Below are 13,607 nucleotides of genomic sequence, written 5' to 3' on the forward strand. Positions count from 1 at the left end.
ATAATTATATAAAACTAATAAATAATTAGCAAGAATTAAACCTGATGAATATAAAAAATAATAAATATTTAGATTTAATAAACAAAGGAGTAAAAAGTATAATTGATGCATTATATGAATTAAGTGAATTAGAAGTAAGAGCTAAAGAAAAAAGAGAAATGAACGCATGTGTAAAAGTAGCGAATTTTCCGTTTCTAAAAGGAATAGAAGATTTTGATTTTGAACCAGGAATAAACAAACAAGAAATATTAGATTTAAAAAGCTTAAGATTCGTAGAAAATAATGAAAATATATTATTTGTAGGAACCCCAGGAGTTGGCAAGACACATATCCATAGGAATAGAATGTGCAAAATATAGATATTCAACATATTTTATACACATTCAAGATTTAATGTCACACTAAAAAAAGCTCACAAAGAAAACAGATTAGAAACTAGACTAAAACACTTTGCAAAATACAAAGTATTAATAATCGATGAAATTGGATATTTACCAATTGATACAGATGCATCAAATATATTCTTTCAATTAATATCTAAAAGATATGAAAGACACAGTACAATAATAACAACAAATATGCCTTTTTCAGAGTGGAGTGAAATATTTGGAACTCCCATATTAGCTCAAGCAATATTAGATAGATTATTACATCATTCTCATATTATATCAATCAAAGGTGAATCATACAGGTTGAAAGAAAAAATGGAGTTTTTTGCTAATTCTTCATCAAGTTTCGTTTCTAATTCTTAATTTCTTTTTTTGTACATTTTTATTTTCCCTTTTTTTAACATTTTTGTGTTGACTTTTACAATACAAGATGGTATATATTGGAATTTTGAAAATTTATCTGAATTAACAGAAGGAAAAACATATTTAATAAGAGAAGACTTTTTAGCAAGAGGATATACCGAAGAAGAAGCTAATGTCGAATTAATAGATTATCATGGGTTTATAGATATATTAGAAAAAGAACCAAAGTTTATTGGTTAGGGGAGATTTCTCCCCTCTTTTTAATTATTTAACTTCTTTGTAAAATAAATTTTCTTTCTTGAAGTTAAAATATTTGAGATAAAAAACACAAAGGGGTGGATTGAATGTATGATGTAATTGTAATTGGTGGAGGACCAGGTGGATATGTTGCTGCAATTAGATTATCGCAATTGGGTAAAAAAGTTGCTTTAATAGAAAAAAATCATCTTGGAGGTACTTGCACTAATGTAGGTTGTATTCCTACAAAAGCTCTTTTAACAGCTTCTCATTTATATACTGATATTATTTCTAAATCAAAAAAATTTGGTATTAAAGTAGAAAATATTTCATATGAGCTTTCTGATATGATGAAACATATGAACAAATCTGTTACAATGTCTAGAAAAGGAATCGAATATTTAATGAAAAAAAATAATATAGATGTATATAATGGAACAGGTATTATTGAAGATAATACTCATGTGAAGATTAAAGAAACAAGTGAAATTTTGGAAGGAGAATATTTAATTCTTGCTCATGGTTCTGTTCCTTCTATATTTCCGCCTTTTAATGAAATAGAAGGTATATGGACAAGTGATGATGTATTTAAAATGTCAGAATTGCCAGATAGTATAGTTATTATAGGCGGTGGAGTTATTGGTGTTGAATTTGCAACATTTTTTGCTTCTTTAGGTAAAGAAGTTCATGTTGTAGAATTAGCTGATCATATTCTTCCTTTTGAAGATGAGGATATAGCATTAGAAATAAAAAAATCACTAGTAAAAAAAGGTGTTAAAGTGTATGAAAAAACAAAAGTAAAAGATGTAAATGAAAGTTATGTAGTTATAGCAGAATCAGAAAATGGGGAAATTGAATTATCTGCTAATAGGGTATTGTTGGCCGTTGGAAGAAGACCAAATATTCCAGAAGATGTTAAAAATTTAGGTGTAAAAATTGAAAGAGGAATAGTTACTGATAATACAATGAAAACAAATATAGATAATATATATGCAATAGGAGATATTAGAGCAAAGATTATGTTAGCGCATGTTGCGATGTTTGAAGGTATTGTTGCAGCACATAATATTGCTGGAGAAAAATTGGAAATGGATTATAATGCTGTTCCTTCAATTATATTCTCAAATCCAGAAGTTGCTTCAACTGGTTTAAAAGAAAAAGATTTAGATCCAGATAAGATAATTGTAGGCAAATTCCCTGTTTCAGCAAATGGAAGAGCAAGAACAATGGAAGAAAGAGAAGGTTTTGCAAAAGTCATAGCTGATAAAGAAACAAAGAAAGTATTAGGTTTTGCTGTTGTTTCGCCTTCTGCTACCGATATGATTATGGAAGGTGTTTTAGCTGTTAAACATGGATTAACTGTTGAAGAAATTTCTAACTCCATACATCCACATCCTACTTTAACAGAAACAATCCTTGGTGCATTTGAAGATGCTGAAGGATTAGCGCTGCATATATAAAAAAATAAAAGGAGTGGAAATATGAAAAAATTTACTAAAACTCATGAATGGGTATTATTAGAAGATAATATTGCTTATGTTGGTATTTCTGAAAATGCTGCAGAAGAATTAGGAGATGTTACATTTATTGAATTACCAGAGGTTGGAAAAGAAATTAAAAAAGGCGATGTGTTATGTACTTTAGAATCTGTAAAATCCGCAAGCGATGTATATGCACCTGTCAGTGGAAAAATTGTAGAAGTTAACACATTATTAGATAACAATCCAGAAATAATAAATGATTCTCCTGAAAAAGATGGGTGGATTGCTAAAATAGAAATATTAAATAAAGAAGAAGTTGATAAATTATTATCGGCAGAAGAATATAAAAATTCATTATAATATAAAAATCAGGAGAGTTTAAATTCTCCTGATTTTTTTTGCTCTTTTTATATATAATTTTGTTTCTCCAGGAATTTCGTTTATTTTTCCTAATAGTATATGTCCTTCTTTTGTAATGGAGATTGGAATTCTTTCGGCAGATAATGGACAATCTACTATTACTAAAAGTATTTGATCTTTTTTCATACTTTTTAATACTTTTCTTGTTTGTATATCTGGAACAGGACATATTTCTCCACGCATATCTAGGATCATATCTGGATCAATATTTAAAGAATTTTGGTCTAACAAACATCTTCCCATATGAGTACAATCTATAACCTTATTTCCATTTACTTCTGAGATAAATTCTATAGCATTTTCTATTAAATGAAATATTTTCGTTGAAGAAAAATCAAAATATTCTATTCCATTTTTTCTTTCTGATTTTAAAATACCAAACTTTTTCATATGAAGTAAATGTCTATATATTGTAGATATATCATAATTTAATTTTTCAGCAATTTCAGAAGCTGTCAAATAATTATCAAAAATAGCAATTAAAATTTCCATTCTTGTTTGATTTGATAATGTCTTGAATAAATTTTCTAAGGTTAAAATTTTTTTCATATAATCGCCTTCCTAAAATTTTTCTGCTTGTTTTATTAATTCCATTACTTTTCTTGAAGAAATAGAAAGTATCTTTGAAGTTCCTTGTCTCTCTTCTACTATAATTCCAACTTTTTTTAGCATACTGATATGCCTCGAGAGAGTACTTACATCAAGTGGAAATTCCTTTTGTAATTCACAAAGGCAAATATTTTTATTTTTAGCTATTTTTTTAACTATTTCAACTCTCCATTTGCATCCTAATGCTTTAAAAACTTTATAAGCTTCCATTTAAATCACTCCGTTTTTATATTGTTACAAATATTGGTATATATAAAAAGTGTTTATTTTCTAATTCTTATAGAGTTTTCTGTTTCTTTATGTTTTTCACTTAAATTCGAACTATTTCCATAATAACCTAAAACAATTAATGTTATTAAAGTATAATTATTGGGAATATTTAACACTTTTTTTGCAATTAATGGATCAAATCCGGCAATAGGATGAGCAATTAATCCAAATTTAGTGGCTTGAGTTAAAAGATTTCCCACGGCCATTCCTGTATCAAATAAAAAATATTCTCTATTATCTGATAAATCACAATCATCATCTTTTTTAGCATAAACTGCAATAATTGCAGGTGAATTTTTAGCCCAATAATTTCCGCCTGGTAAAGATTCTTTTAATAAATTTAGTTTATCTTCTTCAGTAACAACAACAAAATTCCATGGTTGTTTATTTGCACAAGATGGAGCAAGTTTTGCAGAATAAATTAGTAAATCTAATAAATTACTGTCTATTTTTTTATTGGAAATAGCTCTATATGATTTTCTTAAATAAATATTTTCATCAATATCAAATAGATTATTTATAAACTCTTTTATATCCCTTTCTAATGTATTTTTTGAGTAAAATTTTTTTCTAACATTTCCTAATGGATCTATAAACATGGCAATGCAATTATTGTCATTTTTTTCTGAATAATGTATTTCTAGTTCAATTTCAAATTCTTTATTCAAATTCTTATAAAAAAATTCATTTTTTTGGTGGTTTATATTTATCTTATATTTTTTAGGAATATCTATTTTCTCAAATAAAATTAAGTTATACTTCCCCAAATAAAGTTCCATTAAACTCCCCCTTATACAACAATATTTTTGTTTAAAGTGTTATTTTTATAATTATAAATATTTTCTAAGGTAGTTTCAGCTATATTTGTTAAAGCTTCGCAAGTAAAGAATCCTTGATGACCTGTAATTAAAACATTCGGAAAAGATGTCAATCTGACAAATGTATCATCGTCAATTATTTCACTTGATAAATCTTCAAAAAAAATATTTTCTTCTTCTTCATATACATCTAAACCCAAGTAACCGATTTTTTTAGATTTTAATCCTTCAATTACAGCTTTTGTATCTATTAAACCACCTCTGCTAGTATTAATAATCATAACTCCATTTTTCATTTTACGTATATTTTCTTTATTTATTATATGATATGTTTCTTTATTTAAAGGCGTATGTAATGATATTATATCAGATTTTTTTAACAATGTATCTAAATTTACGTATTTTCCTGAAAATTCATTATTAGGATATTTATCATATCCTAAAATGTTCATTCCAAAACCTTTTAAAATATTTGCGACTATTCTTCCAATTTTTCCTGTTCCGATTAATCCTACAGTTTTTCCATATAAATCAAACCCTAAAAGTCCATCAAGAGAAAAATTATTTTCTTTTACTCTGAAATAAGCTTTATGAATTTTTCTATTTAAAGATAATATTAAAGCAACAGTATGTTCGGCAACAGCGTATGGTGAATACTTTGGTACATGTACCACTCTCAAACCTAGTTTTTTTGCTGAGTCTAAATCAACGTGATTAAAACCTGCAGATCTTAATGCAATCAATTTTGTTCCGTTTTCTTTTAAATTTTTTAAAACTTCACTGTTTAAATTATCATTTACAAAGGCACAAACTACGTCAAAATTTTTAGCTAAAATAGTAGTTTTTTCATTTAACCTTGTTTCAAAATATTTAATTTCAAATTCATATTTTTTATTTGCAAAATCAAAAAAATCGATATCATATTTTTTAGCACTAAAAAAAGCTATTTTCATATAAACCCTCTCCCTTAAAATAAAGAATAAAATATATTTTACATCATTATTATACTAAATATTTTTTTCACCATTCTTATGAATTTATTACGACTTTTTTTATCGGAATTAAAAAAGTTATTATAAAATAATATTTTATGGTAAAATAGGTTAACGTTTGTTAGGAGGGAGATTATGAATAAAATAATTATTGATGGGCATTTTGACTTATTAGTAGATGTATATGAAAAAAGAAGAAAAGGTAGAAAAAACGTTATATTGGAAGATCATTATTTTAAATTCAAAGAGGGTGGTTTTAATATTATAGTTTCTTCACTTTTTATAGAAGAAAAATATATTCCAGAAATGGCTTTAAAAAATGCATTAGATCAAATTAGTTCATTATATAATGAAATAGAAGAATCAAAAGGAAAAATAATGCTATGTAAAAATATGAAAGATATAGAGTATGCAATTGAAAATAACAAATTAGGAATAATGTTATCTTTTGAAGGGTTAGAACCAATAGGTAATGATATATATCTATTGAAAACATTTTATGAATTAGGAGTTAGATTTGCAGGTTTAGTATGGAGTAGAAGAAATTATATTGCTGATGGATGTTATTTTTCAGAAAAAGAAGAAGGAATTAAAGGAGGATTGACTGCATTTGGTGTTGAGGTTATAAAAGAAATTGAAAAATTGCATATGATTATTGATGTGAGTCATTTAAATGATGAAGGTTTTTGGGATGTAATCAAATTTTCAAATACTCCAATATTAGCATCTCATTCAAATGTAAGAAATATATTTTATTCAATGAGAAATTTAACAGATGAACAAATAAAGGCTATTGCTAAAACAGGTGGAGTAATAGGAATAAATGCCAGTGGAACTTTTGTAAGTAATAATCCTAAAGAAAATAATGCAGATGGATTAGTAAAGCATATAGACTATATATCTAATTTAGTAGGAGTGGAATATGTTGGTATAGGATTTGATTTTTGTGATATGTTTAGAGATTTTCATAAAGATTCACTAAATGGGCATCATGAATTAAATATTTTTATAGAGACGCTAGAAAAACATGGTTATAATGAAAAAGAAATAAACATGATTTTAGGAGAAAATTTCTTAAGAGTATATAACAAGGTATTAAAATAAAGGAGTATTTCTCTCCTTTATTTTATAATTTTGATATATTAAATTTAATAAATGTAGGATGTTGTAGATTATCAGATACAGGACATCTCTCTTCTATTTTATTTAACCATTGCTTTAATGTTTCTTCATCAGCATCAGTTTCTGTATTTATTGATACATTAATTTGTACAAATCCTGTTCTATCTTTAGAAGGTTTTCCCATAAATTTTGCGGGGTTTAAATCTCCATCAATATTTATTTCCATTTTTTTGAGTTCAAAACCCATTTCTTTTGCAACTAAATGGCCTACAACATTTAAACAACCTGCTAACGCAGCTAATAAATATTCAACAGGAGTTGCACCATCATTTGTACCTCCAAGATTTTCTGGTTCGTCTATTATCATCTTGAAATTACGAGCTTTAATAACTGTTTTTGTTGGATTCTCGCTTACTGAATTAATTTTAAAATTAGCAAATGCCATAATATCACCTCATTATTAATTAGGATGTTTTTTATCCTAATTAATTATACATAATAATTGTTTCTATAATGCGAAAATTATAACAATATATCATATATATTATTAAAATTTATGATATAATATAAAAAATATGGAGGTGTTTAAATGAAAGTATTAGTAACAGGATTTGTTCCATTTGGTGGGGAAAAAATAAATCCATCATTTGAGGCAGTAAAAAAATTACCTTTAAAAATTTTAGGTGCAGAGATTATAAAACTTGAAATACCTACAGTATTTTATAAGTCTATTGAAAAATTAATAAGTAAGATATCAGAGATTAAACCAGATATAGTTATTTGTACAGGTCAAGCAGGAGGAAGATCTCATATTAGTATTGAAAGAGTTGCGATAAACATTGATGATGCTAGGATAGAAGATAATGAAGGTAACAAACCAGTTGATAAGCCTATTTTTTTCGATGGTGAAAATGCATATTTTTCTAATCTACCAATAAAAAAGATAGTTGAGGGCATTAGAGAAATAGGAATACCGGCAGAAATATCTAATTCTGCAGGAACATTTGTATGTAATCATTTATTATATGGGTTAATGTATTATATAAATAGAGATTATAATAGAATTTTAGGCGGTTTTATTCATGTGCCATATTTACCAGAGCAAGTATTAGATAAAAGAAATAAGCCAAGTATGTCATTAGATAACATAACAAAAGCTTTAGAAAAAACGATTGAAATTTGTGTGGAAGAATTATTATGAAATAATATATATAGAAGAGATGAAAAAATTCCATATAACAAAGTTTATATAAAATAAAAAGACAGCAAACGCTGTCTTTTTTCTGGCAGCCCCACGGGGAATCGAACCCCGACTCTCGGACTGAGAATCCGATGGACTAGCCGTTATCCTATGGGGCCAAAAGCATATATATTATATCATAAAAAAAGTATTTTGTAAATATCAAAAAGAACCATTATCTTTAAAAATAGTTAAAATTGTCAATAATAATATTTTTAAATCTAGTAAAAAATTTTTATTTTTTACATAATATAAATCATATTCTGTTTTTACAATATAATCATCTAAAGAAGTAGTATATTTATACTTAACCTGAGCCCAACCAGTTATTCCAGGGTTGATATATAATCTATAATTATAATAATCTATATTATCTTTACACATGTTATGAAAAGATAACATTTCCGGTCTAGGTCCGATAAAATTCATATTACCTTTTATAACATTGAAAAATTGAGGTAGTTCATCTAGTCTGGTTTTTCTTAGGAATTTACTAAATGAATGAATATTCTCATTGTGAATAGTTCTAAATTTATACATAAAAAATCTTTTTCCGTTTTTTCCAACCCTGATTTGTTTAAATAGTATAGGTTTTCCAATAATAAAATAGTTTAAAATAGAAATTAAAATCATTAATGGAGATGAAAGAATTAAAAAGAATAAGGCTAAAAAAATATCAAAAATTCTATTTTCTTCTTTATTTAAAAAGAATTCTGAGTAATAAAATTCAAATTTTTTAAAAACTAGAATCGGTATTCTCTGAAGATATTTTTCCACTATATCAGGTAATATATCTATAATAATACCTTGTTTTTTTATATTATTTAATTCTTCTTTTATGTGCTTTTCTAAATCTGGATCAGCAATTAAAACTCTATCGTGATATTTTATTCTTTCTAAAAAAATATTTGGATTAGGATTTAAAAAATCTCCAAAAGTTATTTGTCCTTTTGTTTTTTTTTCTATTTCATTAGTAATGTTTTCAAAATCCTCTTTTTTACCTATAACTAAATATTTTATCATTTTTTCACCTGTAAATTATAATAAATATATAATTATATTATAATATGTATTTATCCTAAATTCAATAACCATTTTACTGAAGTTTTATCAAATAATATTTCTAAAGCATTAATAATTCCAATTTTTTGAAATTGATTAATTAAATAAGTTTCTTCTTTTAAGACTGAGTAAAAATCTGTTTTATTAATATATTTTTCTTCATGTTTTTCTATAAATTCATCAATATCATCAATCTCAAAAGAATCGTTTTTTTTAATAATTATATCTAATTCTAAATCAGTAAACTTAATAATTTCATTAGAATTAGTATATTTTCCGAAGTCAATATAGATTAGATAATCTTTTAATTCGGAATTTAAATTAGTAAGAAATGAAGTTAGCATTATATAACTATTAGGTAATAGTAATCTTTTTATTTTTTTTATTGAATTATGTTTTTCCAAAATAATCCAATCTCTTTCAATTCCTATAGAATTTTTGAAATAAAGTATTTTATTAATATCAGTAATAACTTCACGAGAGGGTGAATTTAATTGTTCTTTTTTATTTATTAAATCAAAATTGTAATTTTTCATTTAATCCCCCCAATAAAAAATGAGGATTAAATCCTCATTAAAATCCCCTAATATCTGGAAGTTCTTCTTTTTCTGTAAAGAATCTTTTTAAATTATCTAATTCATCATTTAATATATCTCTATTGGTTACTATTTTAAAACTTAAACCTATTAAAAATGTTTTTACTAATTCAGTATGCCTATCTAAATCTTCTGTTCCAATTTCATGCAATTTCAAAAATTCTTTTATACTTTCAGAAAATTTTTTATCTAGTAATCTAGCTCTATTTGAAACATCTTTTTGTCTAAAAGGATAAGTTAAAATTTGAGAAAAGGTAATCATATATTTTGGAGGTGTGAAGAGCTGTCTTATTTTTTGTTCAGCTGTCATTGTTCTTTTTTCTAATATCTCGTTAATCCAATCTTCTAAAATATTTTCTGCAGTAGCTACTAGAGCACCATCTTTTGAACCAAAATAATAATGCAAAGAAGCGATTGTTAAATTTGACATTTCAGATATATGTCTAGTTGTAGCTTCTGCTATAGATTCTTCTGTTATTATAGTAATAATAGATTCCATTAAATTATCTTTTCTTTTTGCTCTTAATGTAGGATTTGGGCGCCTTGCCATAAAAATTAACCTCCTTTTTATTATCTGATAAACAAATTATATCATCATTTTATATAATTGTCAAATCATACGATTGTTTTAATTAGTTAATTTTTTGTAACTTGAAATATTATTATAAAAAAATAGAGGTGTATAGCACCCCTATTTTTTATAATTTATAATATTATTCAGAAAATTCTTCGTTTTCAATTAATAAGTTTTTAATTTCTTCAATCATTCTATTGTATGCATCTTCTGCAGTGATTTTATCATATAAGAAATCATTAACAATTGTACTTAAAGCATTTCTAATATCATACCATGCAGCTGGTTTAGGATCAGGAACTGCTGTGGATAATGAGTTTAATGCGATAGAAGGTTTTTCATCATTTGCAATATATGACTTCCATTGTGCGGTATCAACAATGTCTTTTCTAACAGGTACATAACCAGTGTTTACTGACCAGTAAGCTTGATTAACTTTATCCAATAAGAAATTCATAAACATCCAAGCTGCTTGTTTTTGCTCTTTTGATGCCCAAGCAAACATAATTAAATCTGTACCGGCTATAGGTGAATGGGGAACTCCATCAACTGAAGGTAATGGTGCCCATGACCATTCATATTTACCTTTAATAGATTTTTCAACATAAGGTTTTCCTGCAATAGTACCCATATACATAGCTATTTGACCATTGCCAAAAGGATCATTTAAATATCCGCCTTGAACCATAGCAACTTCATCAGATTTTAATTTATACATAAATTCTAGAGCTTTTAAAGTGATTTCTTTATCTAAAGTAATTTTCCATTTTCCATTTCCTGCATAATCTAATACTTTTCCATTCATTGCATATAAAAATGTTTGGAAGTCATCAACTGTTGTTCTATAACCTAAACCATATTGATCTATTGTACCGTCACCATCTAAGTCTTCTGTTAATAATGAAGCTACTTCGTATAATTCATCTAAAGTTTTTGGTGCTTCTACTCCGTATAAATCGAATAAGTCAACGTTATAATAGGTTGTATATACACTTTTATTAAATGGTATAGAGTATACTGTATCTCCCCATGTGCACATATCTTTAAATACATCATATATTTTATTTTCCCAAATGTTTTTGAATTCATTATCTCCAAATATAAATTTATTTAATGGTTCAACTATACCTTCACTTTGAAGATATTTAGATGTCCAGTTTGAATAAGCTTGCGCTAATACAGGTAAATTTTCTCTTGAACCTTCGTTATATGCAACAACTGTACTTAATAACTTTCTAGATAATGCTCCGTAGTTACCAACATATACAGGAACAATTTCAACATATGGATTTTCTCTGTTAAATGCTGCAACTAATTCATCTAAAGTTTTACCATGTCCGCCTCCCATAGCATGCCAAAATTCAACTTTAATTTTTTCACCAAAAGAAAAAGCAATAACTAATAATAATAAAGAAACTAGAAGTACTTTCTTCACCCATAACACCTCCTAAAAGTTTTGTTTAACATATAATTATACTATACTTAATATAAAAAATGCAAATTAAAAATCATTTATTATTCTAACTAAATCCTTTTTAATTCTCTCTAAGCTACCATCATTGATGATTTTAAAATCATATGTAAAAGATAAGTCTTTTTGTGAATTTAAAATATTTTTAGCTTTTTCATAAGAAAGACCTCTATAATTTATAAGCCTTTTTAAACGTAAGTCTTCTGGTGAATCAATAAGAATAATATAATCACATATTTCATCTAATCCAATTTTTTCAATTAAAGCACCATCTATAAAAATAATATCTTCTTGAGAGTTATTAATTTCATTAATAACATATTGCTTTATTTTAGGATGTAAAAGTGAATTTAATAATTCTAATTTTTCATTTGAACTAAAAACTATTTGAGCTAAGGAATTTCTGTTTATTTGATTATTTTTTAAAATATTTTTTCCAAATAAATCAACTAACCTTTCGATTATTTTTTTATCTTTTAATAATAAATGACCTACTTCGTCTAAATCAATAATATAATAGCCAAGATTTTTTAAAATCTTGGCTATTGTACTTTTTCCGCTACCAGCATATCCTGTTATACCTATTACTTTCATATTATAAACTTTTCCTTTTTTTCTGTTTTTTCTTTTACTTCTTTTGCAAAATTTTCATATCCCTCTCTACCCATCAAAGCATATGTTACCTTTTTGCCTAATTCAACTCCAGGTTGATCGTAAGCATCAATTTCTAATAATTTACCCATTACAGCTGTTTGAAATTCATATGCAAGAAAGAATTGACCAACATTAAAAGCATTAATTTCAGGGAAAATAACCTTCATATTTGGTTTTCCGTGTTCTGTTAGAGCGTATTCTGTACCGAAAAGTTCAGTGTTTAACAACTCTGATAATGTTCTACCACCTAAATAAGATAAGGCGGAGTAATTTTCATGTAATTTAGGTATTTTTATATCCCTTTCGAATTTTTCTAATTTTAAGAATGTTATAATTTTATCATCAGGACCTTCATTATACAATTGAACTTGTGAGTGTTGATCAGTAGCCCCTAATGCTTTTACCGGTGTTTGACCAACATTAACTATTTCACCATTAATATTATATTTTTTACCTAAACTTTCTGCCCATAATTGCCTATACCAATCGGCTAATAAAAATAACTTATTAGAATAAGGCATCATTACAGATATATTATAACCATTATTGTAATATAAATAATGTAATAAAGCATTTAAAGCTGCTGGGTTTTCAAATATGTTATTATTTGAAACTTTTTCTAGCATAGCTTTAGCGCCATTCAATAAGTCTATAATATCTATACCTCCAGCTAAAGCTGATAATAATCCAACAGGAGTTAAAACACTAAATCTACCTCCAACGTTAGGTGGAATATCTAAAGTTTCTATTCCTTCGTTTTTAGCAATTTCCCTTAAAATTCCTTTTTCTGGATCTGTAGTGAAAATAATATGTTTTTTAGGATCAAGACCATAACTATCAATAATGCCTCTAGCTATTAAATAATTAGACATTGCTTCAGCTGTTGTCCCTGATTTTGAGATAACATTAAATAAAGTTGTATGCGGATTTATTTGATCTAAAATTGAAGCCACAAAGTCAGGATCAACATTATCTACAATAAAAATTTTTGGAGTTTTTCTATTATTCATATTATTATAATTTAGAGGATTTAAAGTATTTTGTAAAGCTATATTTCCTAATGCAGATCCTCCAATTCCAAGCACAACAAAACTATCAAAAGATTGGATCCATTCTTGTAAATCAAGAATTTTTTCTACAAATTTGGTATCATCGAGAAGATCTATAAAACCTGGTTTTTCTTTTAAAATATCATTTATAATACTTGCAATTTTTTCTTTATATTCATTAACCTCATCAAATTTAATTCCCTTTTCGATATTAGGGAAAAACATATTTGTGAAATCAAATTTAATTCCTTTCATATTTA

At 26.2% G+C, this 13,607-nt stretch carries 16 protein-coding genes, 1 tRNA gene and 1 pseudogene; 6 read left to right on the top strand and 12 right to left on the bottom strand.

The annotated features are described in order from the left end of the window. Positions 1-44 precede the first annotated feature (44 nt). The 4 genes and pseudogenes from istB (at position 45) to gcvH (ending at position 2,830) form a co-directional block, all read left to right on the top strand. Positions 45-752 (top strand): annotated as a pseudogene (gene istB, locus AS160_RS06445) (IS21-like element helper ATPase IstB). Positions 753-797: 45 nt separating this feature from the next. Next, positions 798-992: a DsrH/TusB family sulfur metabolism protein gene (locus tag AS160_RS06450; protein WP_241244236.1), complete on the top strand. Its 195-nt coding sequence runs from the start codon at positions 798-800 to the stop codon at positions 990-992. Positions 993-1,096: 104 nt separating this feature from the next. Beyond that, positions 1,097-2,449, top strand: coding sequence for a dihydrolipoyl dehydrogenase (gene lpdA, locus AS160_RS06455; RefSeq protein ID WP_165146627.1), 1,353 nt, complete (start codon positions 1,097-1,099; stop codon positions 2,447-2,449). 21 nt (positions 2,450-2,470) lie between these two features. Continuing rightward, positions 2,471-2,830 carry a glycine cleavage system protein GcvH gene (gene gcvH, locus AS160_RS06460; protein WP_165146630.1) on the top strand — a complete coding sequence of 120 codons (360 nt, stop codon included), beginning with the start codon at positions 2,471-2,473 and terminating at the stop codon, positions 2,828-2,830. 18 nt (positions 2,831-2,848) lie between these two features. Here the strand turns inward: gcvH and AS160_RS06465 are convergent, their stop codons facing one another. Genes AS160_RS06465 through AS160_RS06480 form a run of 4 tightly spaced genes read right to left on the bottom strand, consistent with a single transcriptional unit; the run spans position 2,849 to position 5,540 of the window. Beyond that, the gene (locus tag AS160_RS06465; protein WP_165146633.1) at positions 2,849-3,439 is read right to left on the bottom strand and encodes a sulfurtransferase TusA family protein; all 591 of its coding nucleotides are present in this window, start codon (positions 3,437-3,439) and stop codon (positions 2,849-2,851) included. Positions 3,440-3,451: 12 nt separating this feature from the next. Next, complete coding sequence (locus tag AS160_RS06470) at positions 3,452-3,709, bottom strand: winged helix-turn-helix domain-containing protein (RefSeq protein WP_165146636.1); 258 nt, start codon at positions 3,707-3,709, stop codon at positions 3,452-3,454. Positions 3,710-3,762: 53 nt separating this feature from the next. After that, positions 3,763-4,548: a nitroreductase family protein gene (locus AS160_RS06475; RefSeq protein ID WP_165146638.1), complete on the bottom strand. Its 786-nt coding sequence runs from the start codon at positions 4,546-4,548 to the stop codon at positions 3,763-3,765. A gap of 11 nt (positions 4,549-4,559) precedes the next feature. Next, the gene (locus tag AS160_RS06480; protein WP_165146640.1) at positions 4,560-5,540 is read right to left on the bottom strand and encodes a 2-hydroxyacid dehydrogenase; all 981 of its coding nucleotides are present in this window, start codon (positions 5,538-5,540) and stop codon (positions 4,560-4,562) included. A 174-nt stretch (positions 5,541-5,714) separates the two neighbouring features. On the opposite strand from AS160_RS06480, the gene AS160_RS06485 reads away from it, so the two are divergent. Further along, entirely contained in the window at positions 5,715-6,683 is a 969-nt protein-coding gene (locus tag AS160_RS06485) for a dipeptidase (protein WP_165146642.1), read from the top strand. A 22-nt stretch (positions 6,684-6,705) separates the two neighbouring features. On the opposite strand, the gene AS160_RS06490 is transcribed toward AS160_RS06485, so the two are convergent. Further along, on the bottom strand, positions 6,706-7,146 hold the full coding sequence (locus AS160_RS06490) for an OsmC family protein (protein WP_165146644.1): 441 nt from the start codon (positions 7,144-7,146) through the stop codon (positions 6,706-6,708). A gap of 144 nt (positions 7,147-7,290) precedes the next feature. Here AS160_RS06490 and pcp point away from each other — a divergent pair, with 144 nt between their 5' ends. Next, positions 7,291-7,902 carry a pyroglutamyl-peptidase I gene (pcp, locus tag AS160_RS06495; RefSeq protein WP_165146646.1) on the top strand — a complete coding sequence of 204 codons (612 nt, stop codon included), beginning with the start codon at positions 7,291-7,293 and terminating at the stop codon, positions 7,900-7,902. 83 nt (positions 7,903-7,985) lie between these two features. Here the strand turns inward: pcp and AS160_RS06500 are convergent. The 7 genes from AS160_RS06500 to AS160_RS06530 form a co-directional block, all read right to left on the bottom strand. Continuing rightward, positions 7,986-8,060 (bottom strand) — tRNA-Glu (locus AS160_RS06500). Positions 8,061-8,103: 43 nt separating this feature from the next. Continuing rightward, entirely contained in the window at positions 8,104-8,964 is an 861-nt protein-coding gene (locus AS160_RS06505; protein ID WP_165146648.1) for a sugar transferase, read from the bottom strand. Positions 8,965-9,014: 50 nt separating this feature from the next. Further along, positions 9,015-9,539, bottom strand: a complete 525-nt coding sequence (locus AS160_RS06510) for a DUF402 domain-containing protein (RefSeq protein ID WP_165146650.1) — start codon at positions 9,537-9,539, stop codon at positions 9,015-9,017. Positions 9,540-9,576: 37 nt separating this feature from the next. After that, positions 9,577-10,149 carry a TetR/AcrR family transcriptional regulator gene (locus AS160_RS06515; protein WP_165146652.1) on the bottom strand — a complete coding sequence of 191 codons (573 nt, stop codon included), beginning with the start codon at positions 10,147-10,149 and terminating at the stop codon, positions 9,577-9,579. A gap of 163 nt (positions 10,150-10,312) precedes the next feature. Next, on the bottom strand, positions 10,313-11,608 hold the full coding sequence (locus AS160_RS06520) for an ABC transporter substrate-binding protein (RefSeq protein ID WP_165146655.1): 1,296 nt from the start codon (positions 11,606-11,608) through the stop codon (positions 10,313-10,315). Positions 11,609-11,674: 66 nt separating this feature from the next. Continuing rightward, positions 11,675-12,238 carry a dephospho-CoA kinase gene (coaE, locus tag AS160_RS06525; protein ID WP_165146658.1) on the bottom strand — a complete coding sequence of 188 codons (564 nt, stop codon included), beginning with the start codon at positions 12,236-12,238 and terminating at the stop codon, positions 11,675-11,677. Continuing rightward, positions 12,235-13,602, bottom strand: coding sequence for a glucose-6-phosphate isomerase (locus tag AS160_RS06530; protein ID WP_165146661.1), 1,368 nt, complete (start codon positions 13,600-13,602; stop codon positions 12,235-12,237). Before AS160_RS06530 ends, coaE begins: the two co-directional genes overlap by 4 nt. Positions 13,603-13,607 lie beyond the last annotated feature (5 nt).

The sequence above is a fragment of the Marinitoga sp. 38H-ov genome, assembly GCF_011057715.1.
GTDB lineage: Bacteria > Thermotogota > Thermotogae > Petrotogales > Petrotogaceae > Marinitoga.

Excerpts from the sequence above, each read along its gene's own strand:
- lpdA (WP_165146627.1), top strand. The coding sequence starts at position 1,097 with ATGTATGATGTAATTGTAATTGGTGGAGGACCAGGTGGATATGTTGCT.
- gcvH (WP_165146630.1), top strand. The coding sequence starts at position 2,471 with ATGAAAAAATTTACTAAAACTCATGAATGGGTATTATTAGAAGATAAT.
- AS160_RS06465 (WP_165146633.1), bottom strand. The coding sequence starts at position 3,439 with ATGAAAAAAATTTTAACCTTAGAAAATTTATTCAAGACATTATCAAAT.
- AS160_RS06470 (WP_165146636.1), bottom strand. The coding sequence starts at position 3,709 with ATGGAAGCTTATAAAGTTTTTAAAGCATTAGGATGCAAATGGAGAGTT.
- AS160_RS06475 (WP_165146638.1), bottom strand. The coding sequence starts at position 4,548 with ATGGAACTTTATTTGGGGAAGTATAACTTAATTTTATTTGAGAAAATA.
- AS160_RS06480 (WP_165146640.1), bottom strand. The coding sequence starts at position 5,540 with ATGAAAATAGCTTTTTTTAGTGCTAAAAAATATGATATCGATTTTTTT.
- AS160_RS06485 (WP_165146642.1), top strand. The coding sequence starts at position 5,715 with ATGAATAAAATAATTATTGATGGGCATTTTGACTTATTAGTAGATGTA.
- AS160_RS06490 (WP_165146644.1), bottom strand. The coding sequence starts at position 7,146 with ATGGCATTTGCTAATTTTAAAATTAATTCAGTAAGCGAGAATCCAACA.
- pcp (WP_165146646.1), top strand. The coding sequence starts at position 7,291 with ATGAAAGTATTAGTAACAGGATTTGTTCCATTTGGTGGGGAAAAAATA.
- AS160_RS06505 (WP_165146648.1), bottom strand. The coding sequence starts at position 8,964 with ATGATAAAATATTTAGTTATAGGTAAAAAAGAGGATTTTGAAAACATT.
- AS160_RS06510 (WP_165146650.1), bottom strand. The coding sequence starts at position 9,539 with ATGAAAAATTACAATTTTGATTTAATAAATAAAAAAGAACAATTAAAT.
- AS160_RS06515 (WP_165146652.1), bottom strand. The coding sequence starts at position 10,149 with ATGGCAAGGCGCCCAAATCCTACATTAAGAGCAAAAAGAAAAGATAAT.
- coaE (WP_165146658.1), bottom strand. The coding sequence starts at position 12,238 with ATGAAAGTAATAGGTATAACAGGATATGCTGGTAGCGGAAAAAGTACA.
- AS160_RS06530 (WP_165146661.1), bottom strand. The coding sequence starts at position 13,602 with ATGAAAGGAATTAAATTTGATTTCACAAATATGTTTTTCCCTAATATC.